Annotated in this window: 23 protein-coding genes; 12 read left to right on the plus strand and 11 right to left on the minus strand. The window is 28.5% G+C overall.

The window, feature by feature from the left end:
• Nucleotides 1-66 precede the first annotated feature (66 nt).
• The 9 genes from PHEL85_RS06690 (at nt 67) to PHEL85_RS06730 (ending at nt 7,716) form a co-directional block, all read left to right on the plus strand.
• On the plus strand, nt 67-1,122 hold the full coding sequence (locus PHEL85_RS06690) for a mechanosensitive ion channel family protein (protein ID WP_081965079.1): 1,056 nt from the start codon (nt 67-69) through the stop codon (nt 1,120-1,122).
• A 63-nt stretch (nt 1,123-1,185) separates the two neighbouring features.
• Entirely contained in the window at nt 1,186-3,159 is a 1,974-nt protein-coding gene (locus PHEL85_RS17295) for a sensor histidine kinase (protein WP_081965080.1), read from the plus strand.
• The gene (locus PHEL85_RS06700; protein WP_036822646.1) at nt 3,156-4,226 is read left to right on the plus strand and encodes a response regulator; all 1,071 of its coding nucleotides are present in this window, start codon (nt 3,156-3,158) and stop codon (nt 4,224-4,226) included. The genes PHEL85_RS17295 and PHEL85_RS06700 overlap by 4 nt, the downstream gene beginning before the upstream one ends.
• A 98-nt stretch (nt 4,227-4,324) precedes the next feature.
• The gene (locus PHEL85_RS06705) at nt 4,325-4,819 is read left to right on the plus strand and encodes a hypothetical protein (RefSeq protein ID WP_036822650.1); all 495 of its coding nucleotides are present in this window, start codon (nt 4,325-4,327) and stop codon (nt 4,817-4,819) included.
• Between the two features lie 157 nt (nt 4,820-4,976).
• Nucleotides 4,977-5,624, plus strand: coding sequence for a carboxymuconolactone decarboxylase family protein (locus PHEL85_RS06710; protein ID WP_036822653.1), 648 nt, complete (start codon nt 4,977-4,979; stop codon nt 5,622-5,624).
• 114 nt (nt 5,625-5,738) lie between these two features.
• A complete protein-coding gene (locus PHEL85_RS06715) occupies nt 5,739-6,521 on the plus strand; it encodes an RNA polymerase sigma factor (protein ID WP_036822654.1) in 783 nt (260 codons plus the stop codon).
• Between the two features lie 11 nt (nt 6,522-6,532).
• The gene (locus tag PHEL85_RS06720) at nt 6,533-6,946 is read left to right on the plus strand and encodes a hypothetical protein (RefSeq protein ID WP_036822657.1); all 414 of its coding nucleotides are present in this window, start codon (nt 6,533-6,535) and stop codon (nt 6,944-6,946) included.
• Between the two features lie 62 nt (nt 6,947-7,008).
• On the plus strand, nt 7,009-7,308 hold the full coding sequence (gene trxA, locus PHEL85_RS06725; RefSeq protein ID WP_036822660.1) for a thioredoxin: 300 nt from the start codon (nt 7,009-7,011) through the stop codon (nt 7,306-7,308).
• A gap of 36 nt (nt 7,309-7,344) precedes the next feature.
• Nucleotides 7,345-7,716 carry a hypothetical protein gene (locus PHEL85_RS06730; RefSeq protein WP_036822662.1) on the plus strand — a complete coding sequence of 124 codons (372 nt, stop codon included), beginning with the start codon at nt 7,345-7,347 and terminating at the stop codon, nt 7,714-7,716.
• A 5-nt stretch (nt 7,717-7,721) separates the two neighbouring features.
• Here the strand turns inward: PHEL85_RS06730 and PHEL85_RS06735 are convergent, their stop codons facing one another.
• The 11 genes from PHEL85_RS06735 to PHEL85_RS06785 all read right to left on the minus strand — a co-directional run bounded on the left by PHEL85_RS06735 (nt 7,722) and on the right by PHEL85_RS06785 (nt 17,393).
• Nucleotides 7,722-8,486: an exodeoxyribonuclease III gene (locus PHEL85_RS06735; protein ID WP_036822665.1), complete on the minus strand. Its 765-nt coding sequence runs from the start codon at nt 8,484-8,486 to the stop codon at nt 7,722-7,724.
• Between the two features lie 42 nt (nt 8,487-8,528).
• Nucleotides 8,529-9,182, minus strand: a complete 654-nt coding sequence (locus tag PHEL85_RS06740; protein WP_036822666.1) for a BON domain-containing protein — start codon at nt 9,180-9,182, stop codon at nt 8,529-8,531.
• 176 nt (nt 9,183-9,358) lie between these two features.
• Nucleotides 9,359-10,012 (minus strand): BON domain-containing protein, encoded by a 654-nt coding sequence (locus tag PHEL85_RS06745; RefSeq protein WP_036822668.1) that lies wholly within the window; start codon nt 10,010-10,012, stop codon nt 9,359-9,361.
• A gap of 186 nt (nt 10,013-10,198) precedes the next feature.
• Nucleotides 10,199-10,816, minus strand: a complete 618-nt coding sequence (locus tag PHEL85_RS06750; RefSeq protein ID WP_036822671.1) for a DUF2238 domain-containing protein — start codon at nt 10,814-10,816, stop codon at nt 10,199-10,201.
• A 164-nt stretch (nt 10,817-10,980) separates the two neighbouring features.
• On the minus strand, nt 10,981-12,573 hold the full coding sequence (locus PHEL85_RS06755; protein ID WP_036822674.1) for an oleate hydratase: 1,593 nt from the start codon (nt 12,571-12,573) through the stop codon (nt 10,981-10,983).
• Nucleotides 12,574-12,760: 187 nt separating this feature from the next.
• Complete coding sequence (locus PHEL85_RS06760) at nt 12,761-13,330, minus strand: HdeD family acid-resistance protein (RefSeq protein WP_052108470.1); 570 nt, start codon at nt 13,328-13,330, stop codon at nt 12,761-12,763.
• 20 nt (nt 13,331-13,350) lie between these two features.
• Nucleotides 13,351-13,851: a hypothetical protein gene (locus PHEL85_RS06765; RefSeq protein WP_156109122.1), complete on the minus strand. Its 501-nt coding sequence runs from the start codon at nt 13,849-13,851 to the stop codon at nt 13,351-13,353.
• Between the two features lie 11 nt (nt 13,852-13,862).
• Entirely contained in the window at nt 13,863-14,573 is a 711-nt protein-coding gene (locus PHEL85_RS06770; protein WP_036822679.1) for a 2,3-bisphosphoglycerate-dependent phosphoglycerate mutase, read from the minus strand.
• A 50-nt stretch (nt 14,574-14,623) separates the two neighbouring features.
• On the minus strand, nt 14,624-15,439 hold the full coding sequence (locus PHEL85_RS06775) for a DUF1269 domain-containing protein (RefSeq protein ID WP_036822682.1): 816 nt from the start codon (nt 15,437-15,439) through the stop codon (nt 14,624-14,626).
• A gap of 286 nt (nt 15,440-15,725) precedes the next feature.
• Nucleotides 15,726-17,000, minus strand: a complete 1,275-nt coding sequence (locus PHEL85_RS06780; protein WP_036822685.1) for an MgtC/SapB family protein — start codon at nt 16,998-17,000, stop codon at nt 15,726-15,728.
• A 6-nt stretch (nt 17,001-17,006) separates the two neighbouring features.
• A complete protein-coding gene (locus tag PHEL85_RS06785; protein ID WP_036822688.1) occupies nt 17,007-17,393 on the minus strand; it encodes a hypothetical protein in 387 nt (128 codons plus the stop codon).
• A 291-nt stretch (nt 17,394-17,684) separates the two neighbouring features.
• Between PHEL85_RS06785 and PHEL85_RS06790 the strand changes: the two genes are divergently transcribed.
• The 3 genes from PHEL85_RS06790 to PHEL85_RS06800 are packed head-to-tail and all read left to right on the plus strand — an operon-like array spanning nt 17,685 to nt 20,273.
• Nucleotides 17,685-18,341 (plus strand): TetR family transcriptional regulator C-terminal domain-containing protein, encoded by a 657-nt coding sequence (locus PHEL85_RS06790; RefSeq protein ID WP_036822691.1) that lies wholly within the window; start codon nt 17,685-17,687, stop codon nt 18,339-18,341.
• Nucleotides 18,342-18,348: 7 nt separating this feature from the next.
• Entirely contained in the window at nt 18,349-19,653 is a 1,305-nt protein-coding gene (locus PHEL85_RS06795) for an ABC1 kinase family protein (RefSeq protein ID WP_036822694.1), read from the plus strand.
• Nucleotides 19,653-20,273 carry a flavin reductase family protein gene (locus PHEL85_RS06800; protein WP_036822695.1) on the plus strand — a complete coding sequence of 207 codons (621 nt, stop codon included), beginning with the start codon at nt 19,653-19,655 and terminating at the stop codon, nt 20,271-20,273. The genes PHEL85_RS06795 and PHEL85_RS06800 overlap by 1 nt, the downstream gene beginning before the upstream one ends.
• The last annotated feature ends 1 nt before the right edge of the window (nt 20,274 follow it).

The following is a 20,274-nucleotide window of genomic DNA, read 5'->3' on the forward strand; positions in this document are numbered from 1 at the left end:
TTCATTTAAAATTATGACCAAAGTCATTTTAAATGGACGAATGTTCATATAGCTTTGTTAAACCACATGATTATCAATGAAATAAAAACACCAATTAATTTAGAATCTTGGATTACTTATAGTTTAGTAATCTTGGGTTGTATCTTGTTGGGTCTTGGCATAAGATGGGTTTTATTTTCAATACTTAAGTTTTCAAATAACAAAAAACCTGCCGTTTTAAAAGTACAATTATTAAAACATTTAAAAACACCAGCTAAATTTTTATTACCTATTCTATTTATATATAGCTCTCTAGGTCTTTTTGAGCTTAACTCATTTTGGTATAAAGTAATTGAAGCACTTATTATCATCAATATTTCTTGGATTGTAATTGCATCATTAAATGCTACAGAAGAAATCATAAAACAAAAGTTTTCTATAGACAATACACATAAAGCAAAAGATAGAAAAGTTTTAACACAACTACGTTTTATAAAAAGCCTTTCTATTATCATTATTATTACACTTGCCATTGCAACAATTTTGTGGAATATTCCTGCAGTAAAAAAATTAGGAACTACTATACTAACTTCAGCTGGTGTGATAGGTATAATTGTAGGTGTTGCAGCTCAAAAATCTATTGCTAACTTAATTACAGGATTTCAAATTGCATTTACACAACCCATAAAAATTGATGACGAAGTTGTTATAGAAGGAGAGTTTGGTACAGTAGAAAATATTACATTAACTTATGTAGTTATAAAAATATGGGATAAACGTAGATTGGTATTACCCTTGAGTTATTTTAATGATAAACCTTTTATTAACTGGACTTTTAATTCTACAGACCTTATTGGAACCGTATTTCTATATGTAGATTATACATTTCCTGTTAAAGTTTTAAGAAAAAAATTATTAGAAATTTTAAATAACAACCCTTTATGGGATAAAAAAACTGCAAACTTATTAGTTACTAATACAGATGCTCGTTCTATGGAGTTAAGAGCTGCTTTTAGTGCAAAAAATGCTTCAGATGCATGGAATATGAGATGTGAAATTAGAGAACAGCTCATCGAGTTTATCAAAGAAAAACACCCTACATGTTTACCCAAATTAAGAGGTTTTGAAAAATTAAAAAAATAAAACAATTAGGGCTATAATATCACTTACAAAATAAGTGGCTTAAGACAATATATAAATATCAGAATGATAGATGAATTAAAAAATAACACCCTTTTTCAAAAAATTTTCCAATCTTCTATGGAAGGCATTTTGATAGTTGATAATAATAGTTTTATAATTAAAGCTAATCCTGCTATTGAGCAAATGTTTGGTTTAAATAAAGAAGAAGTAATTCATAAAAAAGTTGAAGACCTAATTCCGCAAAAGTTTAATGAATTTAAAAAAGAAAAAAATCAAATTATAGAATATTCACATGTTGTTAAGAATACATTAAAACATTTAGAATCACGAATAGTTGAAACAGATGAAGGAAGTTTTTTAATTATTATACGTGATGTAACTAAAAGCAAAAACGTAGAGAAAAATATTATAGAAAATGAAGAACGAAAAAGACTTGCTTTAGAGGTTGGTGAGTTAGGCTCTTGGGAGTGGAATTTAGTTACTAATAGAATTGTAAGAGATGAATACCAAAACTTTTTATTCGGTTTAAAAGCTAAAGATGATGCTGATACTTATCAATCATTTTTAGACAAAATACATCCTGAAGATAGAGAAAATGTAAAACTAGAAGTTTCAAGAGCTATAAAAAATGCTAGCAGTTATACATTAGATTATAGAATAGTGCATCCTGACTCATCAATTCATTGGCTTCATGAAAAAGGAAAAATTTTTAAAAACTCAAAAGGAAAATCTACACGTGTTATTGGTGTAACTCACGATATTTCTAAACAAAAAAATACAGAAAAAAAAATAAAAGAAGATGAGGAAGAATTACGCAATTATGCCTTAAAATTAGAGAAAAAAGTAAAAGAGCGCACTAAAGAACTTACTACTACAGTTCAGAAATTAGTAGAATCTAATTTAAGTTTAGAGGACCAAATATTAATTACCAAAGAAGCAGAAATAGAAGTTTTAACTAGCAAACTATTACTCGATAATATTGCTCAAAATTTCCCTAATGGTGTCATTACAGTTGTAAATGATAATTGTAGTATCGATTATATTGAAGGAGAGGGATTAGAAGAAATGGGCATTAAAGGATTAGTTACCAAAGGAACAATTATTGATGAAATTAAATCTTTTTCGGAAGAGCGAAAGTTAAGATTTAAAGAAGATGTTAGAAAAACAGTTCATGGAGAACACCTCTCTTTTGAAATAGAATTCAACAACAACTCTTATTTAGTGAATACAACACCTCTGCTAAATAAAGAGCAAAAAATCAAACAAGCTTTGTTTGTTTATAGTAATATTTCAGAACAAAAACAGGTGGAGTTAAAAATTAAAAATAGCTTAGAAAAAGAACAGGAGTTAAGTAAATTAAAGTCTCGCTTTATCTCTATGGCATCCCATGAATTTAGAACACCTTTAAGCGCTATTTTATCTTCAGCAATATTAATTAAAAAACTAAATGCACAGGGGAAAGAAGAAAAAATATCAAATCATGTATCAAAAATTAGGTCTAATGTTAAAAACTTGGTTGTAATACTTAACGACTTCTTATCTTTAAGTAAGCTTCAAGAAGGAAAAGTAATTGCACAACCTGTTTCTTTTAATATTGTTGATTTCTCTAAATCCTTATGTGAAGAAATTGAAAGTATCAAAAAAAATGGACAAACCATTACATTTCAACCTCAGCACCAAAATATCGAAGTGTTTTTAGATCCCAAATTATTAAAACATATAATATATAATTTACTATCAAATGCCTTAAAATATTCTGAAGAAAAGAAAAATATAACTTTTAAAATAGTACAAACGAATCAAAAGTTACTACTAGAAATTAAAGATCAAGGTATTGGTATCCCAGTCGAAGATCAAAACAATATGTTTCAACGATTTTATCGTGCAAGTAACGCTTCTAATATTGAAGGTACTGGTTTAGGACTAAATATTGTGAAGCAGTATACAGAATTAATGGGAGGTATTATCAACTTTAAAAGCCAATTAAATAAAGGCGCTACTTTTTATATTGAATTTCCTTTAAATGAAAAAAAATGAAAAAAATTCTATTAATTGAAGATAATCAAGATGTACGAGAAAATACAGCTGATATCCTAGAACTGGAAAATTACGAAGTTATTACTGCCGAAAACGGTAAAATAGGTGTTAAAAAAGCCTTAAAACATATTCCAAATATTATTATTTGCGATATTATGATGCCTGAATTGGATGGATATGGAGTCTTTGAAAGTCTTAGTAAAAATGCTAAAACCTCAGCAATTCCTTTTATTTTTTTAACCGCAAAATCTGAAAAATCTGATCTAAGAAAAGGTATGAATTTGGGTGTTGATGATTATTTAACTAAGCCTTTTGAAGAAAAAGAATTATTAGATGCCATAAAAATCCGTTTAAAAAAGAATGCTTTTTTGAAAAGAAAATTTTCTAAAAATATTGAAGGTTTTAACGAATTTATTAATGAAGCCTCAGAATACTTAAATCTTGAAGATTTATCTAAAGATCGTAATATTGAAAAATACAAAATCAAAGAAGAAATTTTTACAGAAGGAAGTGCAGCCCATCAATTATATTTTATTGAAAGCGGAAACGTAAAAACATACAGAACTACAGAAAAAGGCAAAGAGTTTGTTACAGGTTTGTATGGACCAGGAGATTTTATTGGACAGTTATCACTACTTGGCGATAAAGGAATTTATACAGAAACAGCTAGTGTATTGGCTGAAGCTGAAATTTGTGGAATCCCAAAGTCTGATTTTACCAAATTATTGTATGAAAATAAAGAAGTCTCTAATAAGTTTATTGCAATAATTTCCAATAATTTAATTGACATGCAAGATCAATTAGTAAATATGGCATTTGCATCTGTAAGACAAAGAACTGCCAAAGCACTCTTAGATTTGGATGATAAAGGAATGATTAAAGATAATGAACATATAGGCATTAATATTCCCAGAGAAGATTTTGCAGGATTAATTGGTACTGCAACAGAAACAGCTATTAGAATGTTAACTGAATTTAAGCATGAAGGATTAATTGATATTGAAACTAACAGAAGAGTTATTCTCTTAAATAAAAATAAGTTAAGACATATTGCATATTTTAACTAAAAAATATATAGATGATACAGGTCATTCCTTTAATGTATCTTTAGTATTAACTTAGTAATGTAAAATATTAAGTAAATATTTTACATTACTAAATTATCATGAAAACCAAAACTCAAGAGATAAAACAAAAGCAAGTTTTCTTAAAATCATATCCAAGATTTAAGGAAATTGAAGAAGCTTTAAAAATTCTTAAAAAAGATAAAGAGAGTAATCTACAAGTATCTATTCTTGGCAAAGTTGCAAAAAAAAAACCAGGTGACTTGCAAAACTTAATTATTCAAGAAAATGCAATAAAAACAAGATGTGAGAAACTGTGTGAATACCCTATAGAGTTTAAAGTTCTTTCTAACCCAGAGATTGGAACTATTTTTATTACAGAATTTCTTGCACCTATATTTCTACAAAAAGTAGGAAGAAAAACAATTGGGGCTTTATCTACAGGTCCTTATGGTATTTTACGAGGTTTAGGTATAGATGAAGTAAGAGCTATATTATATTTGAAAGCACTGCATAAAGGTGACTTTTTACTTATACTTAGAGGATATAAAAATGAATTAAATCAAATCGAAGATAATTTAAGAGAACTAACTTAAAAAAGTTGCATAGAATAACTTAATAGTATTTTGTATCTAAAACATTAAATCTGTTTATGTAAAAAGATAGAGACAATCGTTAATAACAACCAGTATTCAAATACCTTCTGACTACAAAATATTTTTTTTGCTATTATAAATTAGTTATAATTAAAAAATGAAAACAGGCTTAAAAATACCAGAAACCATAAGCTCACAAACCGAGTTTAAACATAAATTTAGCTTATGGGAAATGTATCGTGCTTTTGCTTTTTTACCAAGAGCAATAATAAAAATGATTGAAAATAATAAAAGCCAATTAATTCATAATGATTTTGTAAAACGTTTGCAATTGGCAGTAACTGAAGTAAATGGATGTTCTGTTTGTTCGTATGGACATGCTAAAATGGCTTTACGCCAAGGTATGAGTGGTGAAGAAATAAGCTGCTTATTAAGTGGCAAAGATCATTTAATAAAACCAGAAGAAGCCAAAGCAATTATGTTTGCCCAACATTTTGCAAATTCAAGAAGCTATCCTAAAAAATACGCTCTTGATACTGTTATAAAAGAATATGGTAAAAAAGAAGCAACTATTATACTTTCTGTAATCCAAATAATGACTATTGGTAATATGCTTGGTATTCCGTTTAGTGCATTACAGTCTAGGTTTAAAGGAAAACCATACAAAGGTAGTTCGTTATTTTTTGAGCTAGAAACACTAATCCTAGGATTGGTTATACTACCAATTGCAATTATTCATGGTTTATTAAGAGGCTTTATTGGGCTACCAAATGTAAGACTAGATAAAACTACAACAGAGAAATAAAGTAGAATTCTTATAAAGCAGATTAGCATGATAATTTTTTATTGACTGACCTATGTCATTTCATTTCAAGCATCAAATTTGCACCTTTACTTATAACTTATTTAAGGATATATCATGCAAACAAATGTTTCTTATTACCAAGACAAAAAGGAGTTCCGTTTATTCGTAACCAATACTTTTTCCAATCTTATTCAACTAAAAAAAGATGGAGATCAAGCTTCTTTTAACCAATTAGTATTAAAAATAATACCCGAAATAAGAAAGTATGTTAATGGGTTATTAAATACAGCCATAAAAAAAGGACATTTTTCAATAAATAAATACAAAGCAGATGATATTATCGATCAATTATTTATTGAAATTTATGATAATATTGAAGAGGTTAAAAATGAAAAAGATTTCTATCTCTGGTTATTTAAAAAAACCAATGACTTGTTAGGTGATATTACTGTAGATGAAGAATTTGATGATCTTTTCTTTAAAAATATTGATAATTATTCTAAACCAGAATGGGATGCAATGCAAGAACAATTCAGTACAGATGGAGGAGGAGATTTATTAATGATTGAAGAACTAGATGATATGTCTTATAATCATAATGACTATACTTTAAATCATGTTTTTGTTGAAGATAATGAAAAGGAATTGATGAGAAAAATTGATAAAAACTTAAGTACCGAAGAAATTAAAAATCACATAGCCTTGGTATTACACAACTTACCATTGCCAATGCGTACTGTTTTTGAACTATCTACAAATGAACATTTAGAATTAGAAGAAATTGCTCAAATAAGAAATAATACGATTGAAGAAGTTAAACAACTTTTAAAAGACGCAAAAAAAGCATTACAAATAAGCCTTTTTAATAGATATTCTAATAGTAGTAAAAACAAATAAAACTTAAAATTATGAACAAGACAATTTTAAACCCAAAGAAACAATTTTTATTAGGTGCTGGATTAGATGTTTTGCACTTTGAAAGTAGAGAATGGTTGGACACTATAGCCTTCTGGAAAGATGAAGTTAAATTTTTTGATCATTTATTAAAAAGAAAAGAAACATCAGATAAAAACAATAACCCAGAGTATAAAAAAATGCTTATAAATTTAGAAAAAATTTATACTGATTTATTTGAAGGTTTTGAAGATAATATTATTGAACATGAGCAGTTGTTGTCTAGAATAGAACTCGCAGAAAAAGGATTATCTGATAATGATTATAGAGAAAAACATCGTAAAATATCATCTAAAATAACCTCCTTTAAAGTTGATTTTAAAATCTTTAAAAGTATTGTTTTTGAGTATGTAAAAGGGCTCAAATAACAAAACACCCAACTAGTAATTCGCATGTCCTAGTTTAATTTTAAAATTAAAAAGACAAACCCATGAAAGGAGATTTTAATAAAATAGTAAATGGAAAGACACCAGTTCTTGTTGATTTTCATGCAGAATGGTGTGGGCCTTGTAAAGCACAATCTCCCATTATAAAAGAGTTAGCAAAAGAGGTAAACGGAAAAGTCCGCATTATCAAAATAGATATTGATAAAAACCAAGCCATAGCACAGCGTTATGGTGTTAGAGGTGTACCTACATTGGCATTATTTAAAGAAGGAAAAATTGTTTGGCGACAATCTGGAGTACAAAGCAAAGCGCAATTAGTTGGTATTATTGCACAACATACTTAAAAGCTATGTTAAATAATAATTTTAAAATCACACATTATGCAGCAATTATTAATATATAAAAAGCGATATGAAACAACAGAAGCTATTCATGATTTTATGGATTTTTATTACTCTATAAATATGAAGTATTTGGCTAGTGATCTTTTGGGTAAAGGATTATCACCTAAACAAATTACAGATGCAGTTGCAATGGCGATTAAAGTAGCAAAATCTTCAGGTATTGAAACTCACAAGCATTTTTTACCTGTTTTTAGCGCATTAAATCAAGGAATTATTAAAGATTGCAAACTCTCACGTTTAGGGTATGGATTGGTATTGATGAATGCAGATAAAAGCTTATCTGTTGTAAATGAATTTCAAGTAGATGTTTTAAAAAAGTATCTTGATGAGCCTTCTCGATTCATTTGATTAAATTACAAGGTAATTTCAAGACTAACTGGACAATGGTCAGAACCGAAAACATCCGAATAAATCGAAACGTCTTTTATTTTTTCTATCAAAGATTTGCTAACTAAAAAATAATCAATTCTCCACCCCGTATTTCGTTCTCTAGACTTAAAACGATAGCTCCAAAAAGTATAGGTAATTTTTTCAGGATAGAAATATCGAAAAGCATCTACAAACCCTGCTTTTATAAAATTATCCATACCATCAATTTCAACCTGTGTATAACCCGCTGTTTTATTGTAATTAGATTTATCATTTTTTAAATCGATTGCTCTATGAGCTACATTAAAATCGCCACAAACTATGACAGGCATGGTTTTTTCTAATTCTTTTAAATAACTTAGAAAATCAGAATCCCATTGTTTTCTGTATTGCAAACGATCTAATTGTTGTCCAGAATTAGGAACATATACGTTTATTAAATAAAAACCTTCATACTCTGCACATTGTATTCTTCCTTCGGCATCGTGTTCTACAATGCTCATATCATTGATAAGAGATAACGATTTGGATTTACTCAATACAGCAGTTCCTGAATATCCTTTTTTATTAGCCGAATTATAATATTGATAATAATCCTTCATTTGCGACAAAGCTTTTTCAACTTCTCTATTTTGAGCTTTTGTCTCCTGTAAACACAAAATATCTGGATTCAAAATATGTATCGATTCAAAAAAATCTTTCTTCACCATGGCTCTTATACCATTTACATTCCAAGAGACAATTTTCATTTTGTATTGTTTTATAATAATAATAATAATAATAATAATAGATTAGTCTATAACCTCTAATTCATTTATTATTACATGAACTCCTGGAGATAAATATGCTGCTTTTTCAGCTGCTTTCTTTTCAGAAATTGAATTTACTATTCCTTTTAATTTCACTAACCCTTTCATTACATCAACAGTAATTCCATCTGCATCAATATCTGCAGAACGTTTAAATGCTTTGGCAATTTTTTCTTTTATTTCAACTGTATAAATAGATTTTTTTAAGGTTATGGTATTATTAATCCATTTTACACCAATAATTTTTTCTACCAGTTTTTTAGCCGTATATCTTTGATAAGATGAATCTACTTCACCAGACAAATTAACCCAACCATCTCTAACTTCGATGTTAATTTTATCTTCTGGAACAGCTACATCCCATTCAAAAGCTTCTACAATAGCTTTTCCAATTTCTTTATCCGTTTTTTGATAATTTGCACCATACTTTACCTGAATATCTCCAGCCAATGCTTTTACACCTTTTACTCTTTTTACAGCTTCTTCTGCTGCCACTTTTTTTTGGTAATCATCAAGTACACCAGAGAGCATTACAGTTCCGTTCTCTACAATTACACCTATTTGAGTTTCATCTATATTGGGTTGCCACTCAAGTTCTTCTAATACATCTTTTTTAATTTTTAAATCTGTTTTCATGGTAACTGAATTTTAATTCTACAATAATTGTTATAGTACAAAATTAATGCAGTAAAAAATATTAGCTAATGACCTAAGTCAGTAGAAAAAAATTGCCCTAACTCAAAAAATGAATTAGGGCAATTCTCTATAATAATCTATAATAATGATTTCTTATAAGATCTTTTTAATAAAACTTAATACACTACTTCCAACTCATTATCTACAGTCCAAACTCCTGGAGCATAATAAGCAGTATTTCTAGCTTCATCTTTTTCTTTTAATGAATGTACTTTACCTGTTAACTTAACGGTATGTCCATCAGCTTTTACCGTAATATTTTTTGCATCAATATCCGCAGAACGTTCAAATGCTTTTTTAATTTTGGCTTTAATATCACCAGCATCTACTTTGTTTTTTAATGTAATATTATTTACTACATATTTTACACTTGTAAGATTCTCAACAGCTTTTTTAGCAGCATTTTTTTCAAAAGCCCACATTACTTCTCCTGTTAGATAAATCCAACCATTTTCAACCTTAACATTTAATTTATTTGCAGGTACAGAAATATTCCATTTTAAGGCATTTACCGCTGCTACTGCAATTTCCGTATCTGATTTTTGTGAAGTTGTACTGTATTTTACTTCGATATCTTCTGCTACCGCTTTTACTCCAAATACGCTTTTAGCTGCTTTTTCTGCTTCTTGTTTTTTTTGAAAACTATCTACAGTTCCAGATAGTGTTACAATACCATCTTTTACAACTACCCCAATTTGGGTTTCATCGATGCTTGGTTGCCATTGTAATTCATCCAAAACATCTTCTTTAATACTTAAATCTGTTCTCATAATATTATATATTTTAATTAAACATTTATTAATACTTCAAAGGTATTGTGGTTTTAAATTACTGACACTGACCTACATCAGAATGATTTGTTTTTTGAAAATTTTAACAAAAGAAGTATATTATTGGAAGCTAAGTAAGTTAAAACTAGAATAAAAAAAACTTAAGTATTGATGAATAAACCTTAATTAATTATTAATAGTTAGCTTTTTCTTTTTATAAAATTCAGAAATAGAATAAAGCATTGCAGCAAGCACAACACCTAAAAATGCAATTGACATATCTTTTTGGGAATCCCAAATATCGCCTTGAGTTCCTAAATATGAAATACCCTGTTCTACAAAAAACACAGATGAGACAAGCCACTCAATAATTTCATATAAAGCACTTGCAGAAATAATTATTAATATTGGTAATTTTAGTGCTAAATTCTTTTGAAGTTGAATCCATTTTAAAAGAACTTCTTGTAACGGATAATACAGAAGAAAGCCAAATGAGAAATGTACAACCCTGTCATACTGGTTTCTTGAAGAATTAAATATATCTTGTAACCAATAGCCAAACAAGTTCTCTGCATACGTATATTTGGAGCCATAAACATGTAAACACATAAAAACACAAATCAAGAAATAACTAAAATTACAAAAACGAAACCTTTTATAGGTAATAATAAAAAAAAGCAGTGCAATAACCGTCAATGTATTTTCTATAAGCCAATTTTCTATATCTGTTGTGCCAACTAGAGAATTTATCCACACAATAGCAAACAAAAAACCAAACAAAAAAAGCTTATTTTCTTTCACCATTATTACACAGCTTTAAATTATTATTTTTTTACTAAACACTAAAAACATCTATATTAATAAACACTATATAAATTAAACTAATTTCTATCTAATGCATTTTATAATGTCCTTGGTTTTTATTTATCCTCAAGAAAAATTAATACTTTTCTTGAGGATTTTTTTACTTAATTTTTTAATGTTCTAAGAGCGGCTTCAAGATTCACTTTTAAATTTTTGTCATGACGCGTAATTGGTGGTATTTCCAAATCAATATTTAGTAATTCATAAACTGCCATTTGTGCAGATCTAACTGAAAATTCTACTGTAAAAACGGTATCATGTGGGATTTCTACAAACTGACTTACAAAGGCCAAATTTCTTGAAGTTTTTGGCACTGGCAATGGTCGATCTGTATTTGTACGAGGCATAAACATACTAGTTATATATGGCATTCTACAAGGAATACAAGTTGCTTTTGAAAATACCTCATCCATATCAAATCGAAGATGACCGCAAATTTCTTTAAGGATATCTTTACCATTGCAATCTGTCATTGACTTATTAACAAAATCACCAATACGATCAGGTCGTAAAGAATAACCCCAAAATACTTGTACACCATCTGGTTGTTGTGGGTAACGTCTTTGGTGTTTTAAGACCACTGATAATAACCAATTAGAATCCTTGAAAGTAACTAAAGCTCCTGTACCATGTTTATTCCCTGTTAACTCTTCCATTTTATCAAAAAATATAGGATCTTTCAAAGTAACAATAAATGACTCCCAATTAGACTCTGGTATGCTAGAATTAAATACAGCAGGGTTACCAAATTCAGGGCGTCCTTTTGCTAATTTTTCCCATAAAACCCAACCTTTACTATCTTCTTTGGTTAAATGTTTTGGTGGGCTTGTCATTGACCCAATGCTTGTTGCATCTCCCATAGAACCATTTTGAAAAAATACTAGATCATTCTTACTAATCGGAATCGTTTCTATTTTACCATCTACTTCATATTCAAGCTTATTTACTGCCCATTTGCCATCTTCATCATCAAAATCGAGATTTAGGTCGGTAACCTTGTGTCCTTTTAAAATCTTAACTCCTTTTTCTACTAACCAAGCTTCAAGAGGGCGCACAATCGAATCATATTCATTGTAAACCGTACGTGAAATTCCACCCATGGTTGCAATTTGTGTAAACTGTTTTAAAAAACGGTGCATATAACGTTTGAACTCTACAGCACTATGCCATGGTTCAAAAGCAAATGAAGTAATCCACATATACCAAAAATTTGATTCTAGTAGTTCTGGCGATAACCAATCTGTAATCCTATCATTACCAAGTTTTTCTTCACTGGTTTCTAATAACCTAAGAAGTTCAAATCGATTGTGCATTGATAGACCTAATGAAGAAAGATCTGGAACCGCACGATTTTTGTTGATAATACGCGCATGAGCATCAGTTTTAACTACTTTATTGAATTCTACGGTTTCGTCATAAACTGATTTATTAGGATCTGTTAATGATGGAATCGTTTTCATTAGTGACCACATGCATTCATAGATATCTGCACATAACATACGTCCACCACGCATAGAGTAACCACTTTCTGCATTTCCAGCAGCATCTAAAACTCCACCTAACACTGGTAGTACTTCATAAATTGTTATATTTTCTGCTGGAATTTCTCCATCTCGGATCATAAATGAAGCCGCAGCCATATTCCCAATACCTCCACCCACTAAATAGGCTTTAATTTCTTTTGTATTTACTTTCATTATTTCTATTTTTTATAATTATGTCTATCAAAAAATAGCGTTATAACTAATAACCAATTTTGTTTAGGTTAGTTTTTAATATTTGTTAATAATTAAGGAGTTAATCCTTATAGTAACAAATAACAGACTTCATCAAAATAACTTATACCTGTTTATAGTTATAACACTACTTTTTTTTTAAGTACTCTTATTTAAAAGTGTTCTTAACTTTTTTTAAACCAATTGCTAAAAACATTCTAGAAACACCAGCAGATATAAATGCAAAAGCAGTCATATAAATAATACTTAAACCCGCAAAAACTGGATTCGCTAATAGTAGAAATGAAAACAGTAAAGTCAAAATTCCTAAAAATAAAAGCCATCCCCAATTGGGTACATCAGCAGATTTAAATTGAAAGGATAAACCAATAATCATAAAACCTTGAAACAATAACCAGAAACCAACATAAAATGGTAAAATAGTCATTGTCATTAATGGGTGAGAGATTAATAGTATTCCTATAATTAAATCTAAAATACCACCCGCTAAATACCATCCCCAACTGCTTATCTCGTTTTTATTTGAAATAGAAAAAGTGATTTGAGAGATTCCTGAAACAAAGATAAATACACTAAAAACAATACTTAATGACACGTAACTTACCAATGGTGTTTGAAACACCCAAACTCCTGCAATAATGTATAGAATTCCTAATAAAAGGGAAATCCACCATTTTTTTACTTCAGATTCTGCTGAACTTATAATTGTAGTTGCCATAATTTTATTTTTTTAAATAATTATTGCACATTGTTTTTAAAGAGATCCTTTAAGGCAGTTCCTAATTCATTCATATCATGAGTGAACTCTCTCTCAAATTCTTGCTCTTCTGCTTTTGCAGATTGATTAAAATCAATCATATTTTCTTTAAACTCTTTACCTCGTTTTGCTAATTTATCTTTAAGTTCTTTGGTTTTTTGTTCTAATTTATCAAGTGCTTTTGTTAATCTTTCTTTTTCATTTTTATTAGCTTTAGCAATTTTAATTCTTAAAACTTCAATCTGCTTTTCAGTATTTTCAATTGCTACTTCAGATGAAGCTTTAAATTGTTTCCAATTTGATTTGATAGCTGTTTGTATCTCTTTACTAGAATCTTGTGCTCCTTTTTTTAAATCTTTGTTGAGCTCTTTTATGTCTCCTTTAACTTTTTTTGCATCTTGTTTGGATCCTTGTCCACAACTTGTTAACATTACTCCTGCCATAATTATCATCATGGTTAAGGACAAAATTTTTGTTTTCATAATTAATTATTTTAAGTTTTTAATACACTTGTTTGTTTTAATTGGTATTGCTCTTTTAAACTCATATTTTCATCAAACTCATAAATATTTAGCACACCTGTTTGTACCTCAACTTTTGGCATCTCAGAAGAAGCAATATTTTCAATATATCCTATTAAAGCACGAAGAGAATTTCCGTGAGCCGAAATCAATACTGTTTTACCTTTTACTAATTCAGGAACAATTGCTTCAAAAAAATATTGAACAGTTCTTTGTTTTGTCTGCTCTAGAGACTCACTTCTAGGTAAATCACCTATACTTACTTTATTGTATTTAGCATCAAATTTAGGATGCCTTTCATCATGAATTGATAGATTAGGAGGTAGTGTCTTAAACCCTCTCCTAACCTTCCAAAACAATTCTTCTCCAATTTCTCTTTTTACTTCATCTTTATTTCTTCCTTGCCAATCACCATAACAACGTTCATTTAGCTTCCAACTTTTTATAAAATCTATGTACATTAAATCTGAAATTTCCAAAATAATAGTGGCTGTTTTTATTGCTCTTTTCAAAAAAGATGAGAAACAAATGTCTATTGATAAATGATGATCTCTAATAAGCTGACCAGCTATTTTAGCTTCTTCAATACCTTCTTCAGCAATATCAACATCTGTCCATCCAGTAAATATATTTTCTATATTCCAGATACTTTTTCCATGTCTTACCAATATTAACTTTCCCATTATTTATGCTTTTTTTTCCATATGAAAAATGAGCTTTTCATCAATTAATATCAAAGAAGAACTTCTTCTAACTGCTTGCTGAGTTTACTTAATTTTGATTTTTGCTTATTAATTTTTTTCTGAATTCTATTTGCTCTTGCTTTTACATAAGAATTAGAAACAGAATTTTCATAACCTTTAAGACGAGATTCTAATTTATCAATTTGAACTTTAGTCTTGTCTTTAATTTCTTTTAAAGCAGATTTACTTTTAGTTTCTAATTCAGCAATTTTAGCTTTTCTTTTTGCTTTTAAATCTGCTATTTTAGCGTTAATTTTGGCTTTTTCAGCAGCTGTTGATATTTTAAGTTTTTCACGCTGACCTTCAATCTTATCTTCTAAATCTTCAACTTGTTCAACTATATAATCATCAAACTCTAAACCTGCCTCACTTCTTATAATTTCTGAACTATAAGATTTAAGAGCATCATCTATAAACACAGAACTACCTTCACTTACTTCTGCTAGAATGGCAATTGTTCCTGTATTCATTTTTTTACTTAGTTTATCTATAAAACCATCTTCAAAATCATAACGACTAGTATCTATAATTGAACCAACAGTTAAACCTGAAAATATTCCTATTACAAAACCAACAGGTCCTACAATTGCACCCAATAAACCTCCAACTACAGCTCCTGTTAAAGTTCTCCAACCTTCTTCTACTCTTTGATCATCTAACACTTCGTACTGATTATTTTCTCTTTTACGAATCATCATATGTTCATAAAGTGTAATATCTCCATAAAAATCTAATTCTTTTATTCTATGTAAAGCTTCTATAGCTTTTGTTTCTTCCTTAAAAGAAACGACGATAATGTTTGCCATTTTTTTTAATTTTAAAATGTTATTATTAATTATTGTTTTTCTTAGTTTTAACTTCTCTTTAAATAAGCAATTACACTTCAAAATTAAATAGTTATATAAAATAACACACTGACCTAAGTCAATCTGATGAAAAAAATAAATAGTTTAATATTGTTATTATTCTGATTTGATATTTGCGTGAAGGATTGAAGTGGAAATCCCACAGCTCGACGAAGGAGATGCGAGGAATTGTAGCGCAAAGCCTGACCCTTGTGGTCACGCCCAAATTTTAAAGAAAATAAACTAACTAACCTTTGCTAACAATAATAAATATAATACCTATTAAAATTACACTTCCAAAAGCATAACCTACTATTTTTTTTGCTGTTTTAGAACCTTTAAACAACGTAATTCCGAGTTTTACTAACATATTACTTATTGTAGCTGCAATAATAACTGATGATGCGAGTTTTAATTTTTCTGTATCTAAAGAAAACTTTGCCATACTTATAGTTATAGCATCGGTATCTGCCAAACCAGCAATTAAAGCTGAATAATATAAACCACTTTCTCCAAAAAACTGATTGCTATAAAAAACGGCAAAAAGGATGACTAAATACATTACACCAAACCCAATCGCGTTCAATATATTTAAAGGGTTACCAAGTTTAATAGCAGTGGCAGGTTTATTGTCATCTCGTCGCATCAATATAAAGGTTGCTATAATACAAACCAACATTAACACCCCAAATGGAATTGCTAAGTATTTTAAAATTTCATTATTAAAAATATAAGCTAATAATGCAAGTCTTGGAAACATTATAGCAGAAGCTACTACTATACCTGCACTATATTTTTTTGAAAGTTCTGGAAACTCCTTACTTCTTGAAGCGTAATTCCAGGCAACTGCAGTACTGGAAATAAGTCCACCAAGAATTGCAGTAAGAATAATACCTTTTTTAGAGCCTACAAATTTGACTAAAAAATATCCAATGAAATTTAAAAAAGATACAATTACTATAATTGATCCGATTTCAAAAGGGTTTAATAAGTTGTCTGGACCATATTCTTTATTTGGCAGAAATGGTAATATTAATAAAGCTATTATGGAAAATTTTATAAATGCAAAAAGCTCTTCAGAAGTAATATTACTAATTACTGAACGAAATCGAGTTTTAAGAGAAAGTAATGTAACTATAATAACGGCTGTTGCAACTGCATCTCTATAAAATTTGACAGAAACCATTATACCCAAAACAAAAGTTGCTATTAATGCTAAATTGGTAGTTAAACCATATCCATATTCTTCTGGTTTGTGTAAAAAATGATTAATCGCTAAGAATAAAATAAACGAACCAAAGCTTATGATCAATAACCAAGGTGTAAATAAATTTGTAAGACTACCCAAAGAAAAACCTAGAATAGCAACAATAGGAAAAGTTCTTATTCCTGCAATTCCTTTTTCTTCCTTAAGTTTGTCGTATTCTCTTTCTAGACCAATAATAAGGCCTATTCCCATACTTATAAATACACCTAAAATATAGGTTCCTACTAGCTCATTTATATCTTGGTATGTTTGCATTTATTGCTACATATACTTTTCTAGAAATCTAAAAAAGTCTTTTTTAAGCTTTACGTAAATTTCTCTTTGAGTTTCAATACGGTTTCTAAACTCAACATGTTTTTTAGCTAATTGTGTATCTATTGCATTTGAACCTTTTTTACTTTGACCAGCAATACGAGTCTCATGTTCTTCTATAGTTTCTTGTAAATCTTCAATTACACCATTATGAAGAACAAATTCATTTTGAAAATGTTCTAATTTAGCGAGTACATCTTTATCTGTCCAACGAGTTACAAGTTCACTCAATCTGTTATTGAAAGATTTTAGTTCGTCTTCCCAAAAAGCAAGTTCTCTTTTCCAGTGTACATGTTCAAAATGCATATTTGTGTTATATAAAACTTCTGTTTCCATAATATTTATTTTTAAAAATTTATTAAAAAAATTACTGATTGAATTATTTACAAAGATTGAGTTTTACTTACATAGTTGAAATGACCTGAGTCATTCTGATGATTTATATAGAAATTAAAACATTGATGATAAATCCTTTTTTAATTTAGAAACTATTGTCAGTCACAATCAACCTGTTTTTTACAATAATTTTCTTAACTTAATTAGCCTTAACTTTTTAACAAAAATTTATTGTTTAACAAAATATAAAATATGTTAAACATTTGTATCTTTACATAAAATTTGAAAATTATGGCTCGTAAGAAAAAAATTACCAAAGACAATTTAATTTCTTGGTACATGGAGTTTGTGCTAGAGAACAATCATCAACCAAAATCTGTGTATAGTTTTGCAAAAGAAAATAATTTTGAAGAGGCAGGTTTCTATAAATTTTATGGTTCTTTTGAAACTATAGAAGAATCAATTTTTTCTGAATTTTTTCATCATACTATAAAAGTGTTAGCTAAAAGTGAAGATTACGAAAACTTTGATGCCAGAAACAAGTTGTTAAGTTTTTATTTTACTTTTTTTGAAATACTTACTGCTAATAGAAGCTATTTAGTGTATGCATTGGGTAATAGTACAAGAGATTTTAAAAAACTTAAAAGTTTAAAAAAACTAAGAAAAGACTACATAAGTTATGTAAATAACATTGGAATTAAAAAATTAGATTTAAAACAAGAAAAGTTAGAAAAAATTCAAGAAAAATCGATACAAGAATCTTCATGGTTTCATTTATTAGTTACCATAAAATTTTGGTTAGATGACATTTCTCCTTCATTTGAAAAGACAGATATTTTTATCGAAAAATCTATCAATGCTCGTTTTGATTTAATGGATATAACACCTTTACAAAGTATCATCGATTTTGGAAAATTTATACTCAAAGAAAAAGTAAATTTTAATTAAAAAGCCTATGAAAACAATTGATTCTATACCAACTTCGAAAATTCAAAGAGCTTCTAAATTAGTTACAACTGGAGCAAAAATTGGTGTAAATTACCTAAAATATTATGGTGATAAAATTACCAAAACAGAAAATGAAGCTAAAGCTAAATTAAACGAAAATAATGCAGAAGATATTTATGATGGTCTAAAGCAATTAAAAGGTAGTGCTTTAAAAGTAGCTCAAATGTTAAGTATGGAAAAAAGTATTTTACCACAAGCTTATGTAGAAAAATTTTCACTTTCTCAATTCTCAGTACCTCCACTTTCACCTGCTTTGGTTACAAAAACTTTTAAAAAATACTTTGGCAAAAATCCAAATGAAATTTATGATAAATTTAATGCGATTTCTGTAAATGCAGCAAGTATTGGACAGGTTCATAAAGCAGAAAAAGATGGAAAAAAATTGGCTATAAAAATTCAATATCCTGGTGTTGCTCAAAGTATTGCTTCAGATTTAGCTTTGGTAAAACCAATTGCTATTAAAATGTTTAATATTAAAGGTAAAGATTCTGATAAATATTTTAAAGAGGTTGAAAATAAGTTAGTTGAAGAAACCGATTATATTTTAGAAGTTAAACAAAGCCAAGATATTGTAGAGGCCTGCAAACATATTGCTAATTTAAATTTCCCTAATTATTATCCAGCATTATCATCAGATAGAATTATTACAATGGATTGGATGCATGGTGTTCATTTATCAGAATTTTCAACAAATAACCAAGAAGTATCAAATAAATTAGGACAAGCTTTATGGGATTTTTATATGTTTCAGATTCATAAATTAAAAAAAGTTCATGCAGATCCTCATCCTGGTAATTTTTTAATTTCTCCAGAAAATGAATTAATTGTGATTGATTTTGGTTGTATGAAAACGATTCCTGAAGATTTTTACATTCCTTATTTTGAATTAGCAAAGAAAGAAAACATTGCTAATCCAACATATTTTGAAGAAAAATTATTTGAATTAGAAATTTTAAGAGAAGATGACTCTAAAGAAGAATTAGATTTTTTTAGAGCAATGTTTCATGAAATGCTAAGTTTATTTACACAACCATTTCATCAAGAAGTTTTTGATTTTTCTGATGAAAATTTCTTTGGTAAACTATCAGAATTAGGTACAAAATATGCAAAAAACACAGAGCTTAAAAACATGAATGGCAACAGAGGTTCTAAACACTTTATTTACATTAACAGAACATTTTTTGGCCTTTATAATTTAATGCACGATTTAAAAGCACAAAACATAAAAATTAATAATTTTAATACTTATTAATGACCTTTTTTACCTTTAATGATATCAATAATTTAGATCATCTTTATAAGATTAACCTTATTAATAGCTGCTCTGGTTTTAAATCTGCTAATTTATTGGGCTCTATTTCTAAAGATGGAATAACCAATGTTGCTATTTTTAGTTCTGTCACGCATTTAGGTTCTAATCCACCAACTTTAGGTTTTATTTTAAGACCTACAACAGTGCCTAGAGATACATATAAAAACATAAAAGAAACGGGGAATTTTACTATAAATCATATTTATGAAGACATTATAGAAGATGCTCATCATACTTCTGCCAAGTATTCAGAAAAAATTTCTGAATTTAATATGACTAATTTAAAAGAAGAATATAAAGGCCGTTTTAAAGTACCTTTTGTTAAAAACTCCCCCGTACAAATGAGTATGAAATTTGTAGAAGAAATATATGTTGCTTCTAATGATGTGATGCTGATTGTAGGGCAAATTGAAGAATTATATATTCAAGATGAAATCCTTGAAAACGATGGATTAATTAATTTATCCAAAGGAAACATTACAGCTATTAATGGTTTGGATGCTTATGCAATTCCTAAATTTAAGAAGCAACTATCTTATCAAAGACCTAAAAATACTTAAC

Origin of the sequence: Polaribacter sp. Hel1_85 (genome assembly GCF_000766795.1) — a bacterium.
GTDB lineage: Bacteria > Bacteroidota > Bacteroidia > Flavobacteriales > Flavobacteriaceae > Polaribacter.

What these genes read in the sequence shown, in the direction of transcription:
- PHEL85_RS06765 (WP_156109122.1), bottom strand. Translation starts at nt 13,851, where the DNA reads ATGAAAACAAAAATTTTGTCCTTAACCATGATGATAATTATGGCAGGA.
- trxA (WP_036822660.1), top strand. Translation starts at nt 7,009, where the DNA reads ATGAAAGGAGATTTTAATAAAATAGTAAATGGAAAGACACCAGTTCTT.
- PHEL85_RS06710 (WP_036822653.1), top strand. Translation starts at nt 4,977, where the DNA reads ATGAAAACAGGCTTAAAAATACCAGAAACCATAAGCTCACAAACCGAG.
- PHEL85_RS06705 (WP_036822650.1), top strand. Translation starts at nt 4,325, where the DNA reads ATGAAAACCAAAACTCAAGAGATAAAACAAAAGCAAGTTTTCTTAAAA.
- PHEL85_RS06760 (WP_052108470.1), bottom strand. Translation starts at nt 13,330, where the DNA reads ATGGCAACTACAATTATAAGTTCAGCAGAATCTGAAGTAAAAAAATGG.
- PHEL85_RS06800 (WP_036822695.1), top strand. Translation starts at nt 19,653, where the DNA reads ATGACCTTTTTTACCTTTAATGATATCAATAATTTAGATCATCTTTAT.
- PHEL85_RS06775 (WP_036822682.1), bottom strand. Translation starts at nt 15,439, where the DNA reads ATGGCAAACATTATCGTCGTTTCTTTTAAGGAAGAAACAAAAGCTATA.
- PHEL85_RS06735 (WP_036822665.1), bottom strand. Translation starts at nt 8,486, where the DNA reads ATGAAAATTGTCTCTTGGAATGTAAATGGTATAAGAGCCATGGTGAAG.
- PHEL85_RS06750 (WP_036822671.1), bottom strand. Translation starts at nt 10,816, where the DNA reads ATGGTGAAAGAAAATAAGCTTTTTTTGTTTGGTTTTTTGTTTGCTATT.
- PHEL85_RS06700 (WP_036822646.1), top strand. Translation starts at nt 3,156, where the DNA reads ATGAAAAAAATTCTATTAATTGAAGATAATCAAGATGTACGAGAAAAT.
- PHEL85_RS06795 (WP_036822694.1), top strand. Translation starts at nt 18,349, where the DNA reads ATGAAAACAATTGATTCTATACCAACTTCGAAAATTCAAAGAGCTTCT.
- PHEL85_RS06690 (WP_081965079.1), top strand. Translation starts at nt 67, where the DNA reads ATGATTATCAATGAAATAAAAACACCAATTAATTTAGAATCTTGGATT.
- PHEL85_RS06745 (WP_036822668.1), bottom strand. Translation starts at nt 10,012, where the DNA reads ATGAGAACAGATTTAAGTATTAAAGAAGATGTTTTGGATGAATTACAA.
- PHEL85_RS06785 (WP_036822688.1), bottom strand. Translation starts at nt 17,393, where the DNA reads ATGGAAACAGAAGTTTTATATAACACAAATATGCATTTTGAACATGTA.
- PHEL85_RS06770 (WP_036822679.1), bottom strand. Translation starts at nt 14,573, where the DNA reads ATGGGAAAGTTAATATTGGTAAGACATGGAAAAAGTATCTGGAATATA.
- PHEL85_RS06780 (WP_036822685.1), bottom strand. Translation starts at nt 17,000, where the DNA reads ATGCAAACATACCAAGATATAAATGAGCTAGTAGGAACCTATATTTTA.
- PHEL85_RS06715 (WP_036822654.1), top strand. Translation starts at nt 5,739, where the DNA reads ATGCAAACAAATGTTTCTTATTACCAAGACAAAAAGGAGTTCCGTTTA.
- PHEL85_RS06730 (WP_036822662.1), top strand. Translation starts at nt 7,345, where the DNA reads ATGCAGCAATTATTAATATATAAAAAGCGATATGAAACAACAGAAGCT.
- PHEL85_RS17295 (WP_081965080.1), top strand. Translation starts at nt 1,186, where the DNA reads ATGATAGATGAATTAAAAAATAACACCCTTTTTCAAAAAATTTTCCAA.
- PHEL85_RS06790 (WP_036822691.1), top strand. Translation starts at nt 17,685, where the DNA reads ATGGCTCGTAAGAAAAAAATTACCAAAGACAATTTAATTTCTTGGTAC.
- PHEL85_RS06720 (WP_036822657.1), top strand. Translation starts at nt 6,533, where the DNA reads ATGAACAAGACAATTTTAAACCCAAAGAAACAATTTTTATTAGGTGCT.
- PHEL85_RS06740 (WP_036822666.1), bottom strand. Translation starts at nt 9,182, where the DNA reads ATGAAAACAGATTTAAAAATTAAAAAAGATGTATTAGAAGAACTTGAG.
- PHEL85_RS06755 (WP_036822674.1), bottom strand. Translation starts at nt 12,573, where the DNA reads ATGAAAGTAAATACAAAAGAAATTAAAGCCTATTTAGTGGGTGGAGGT.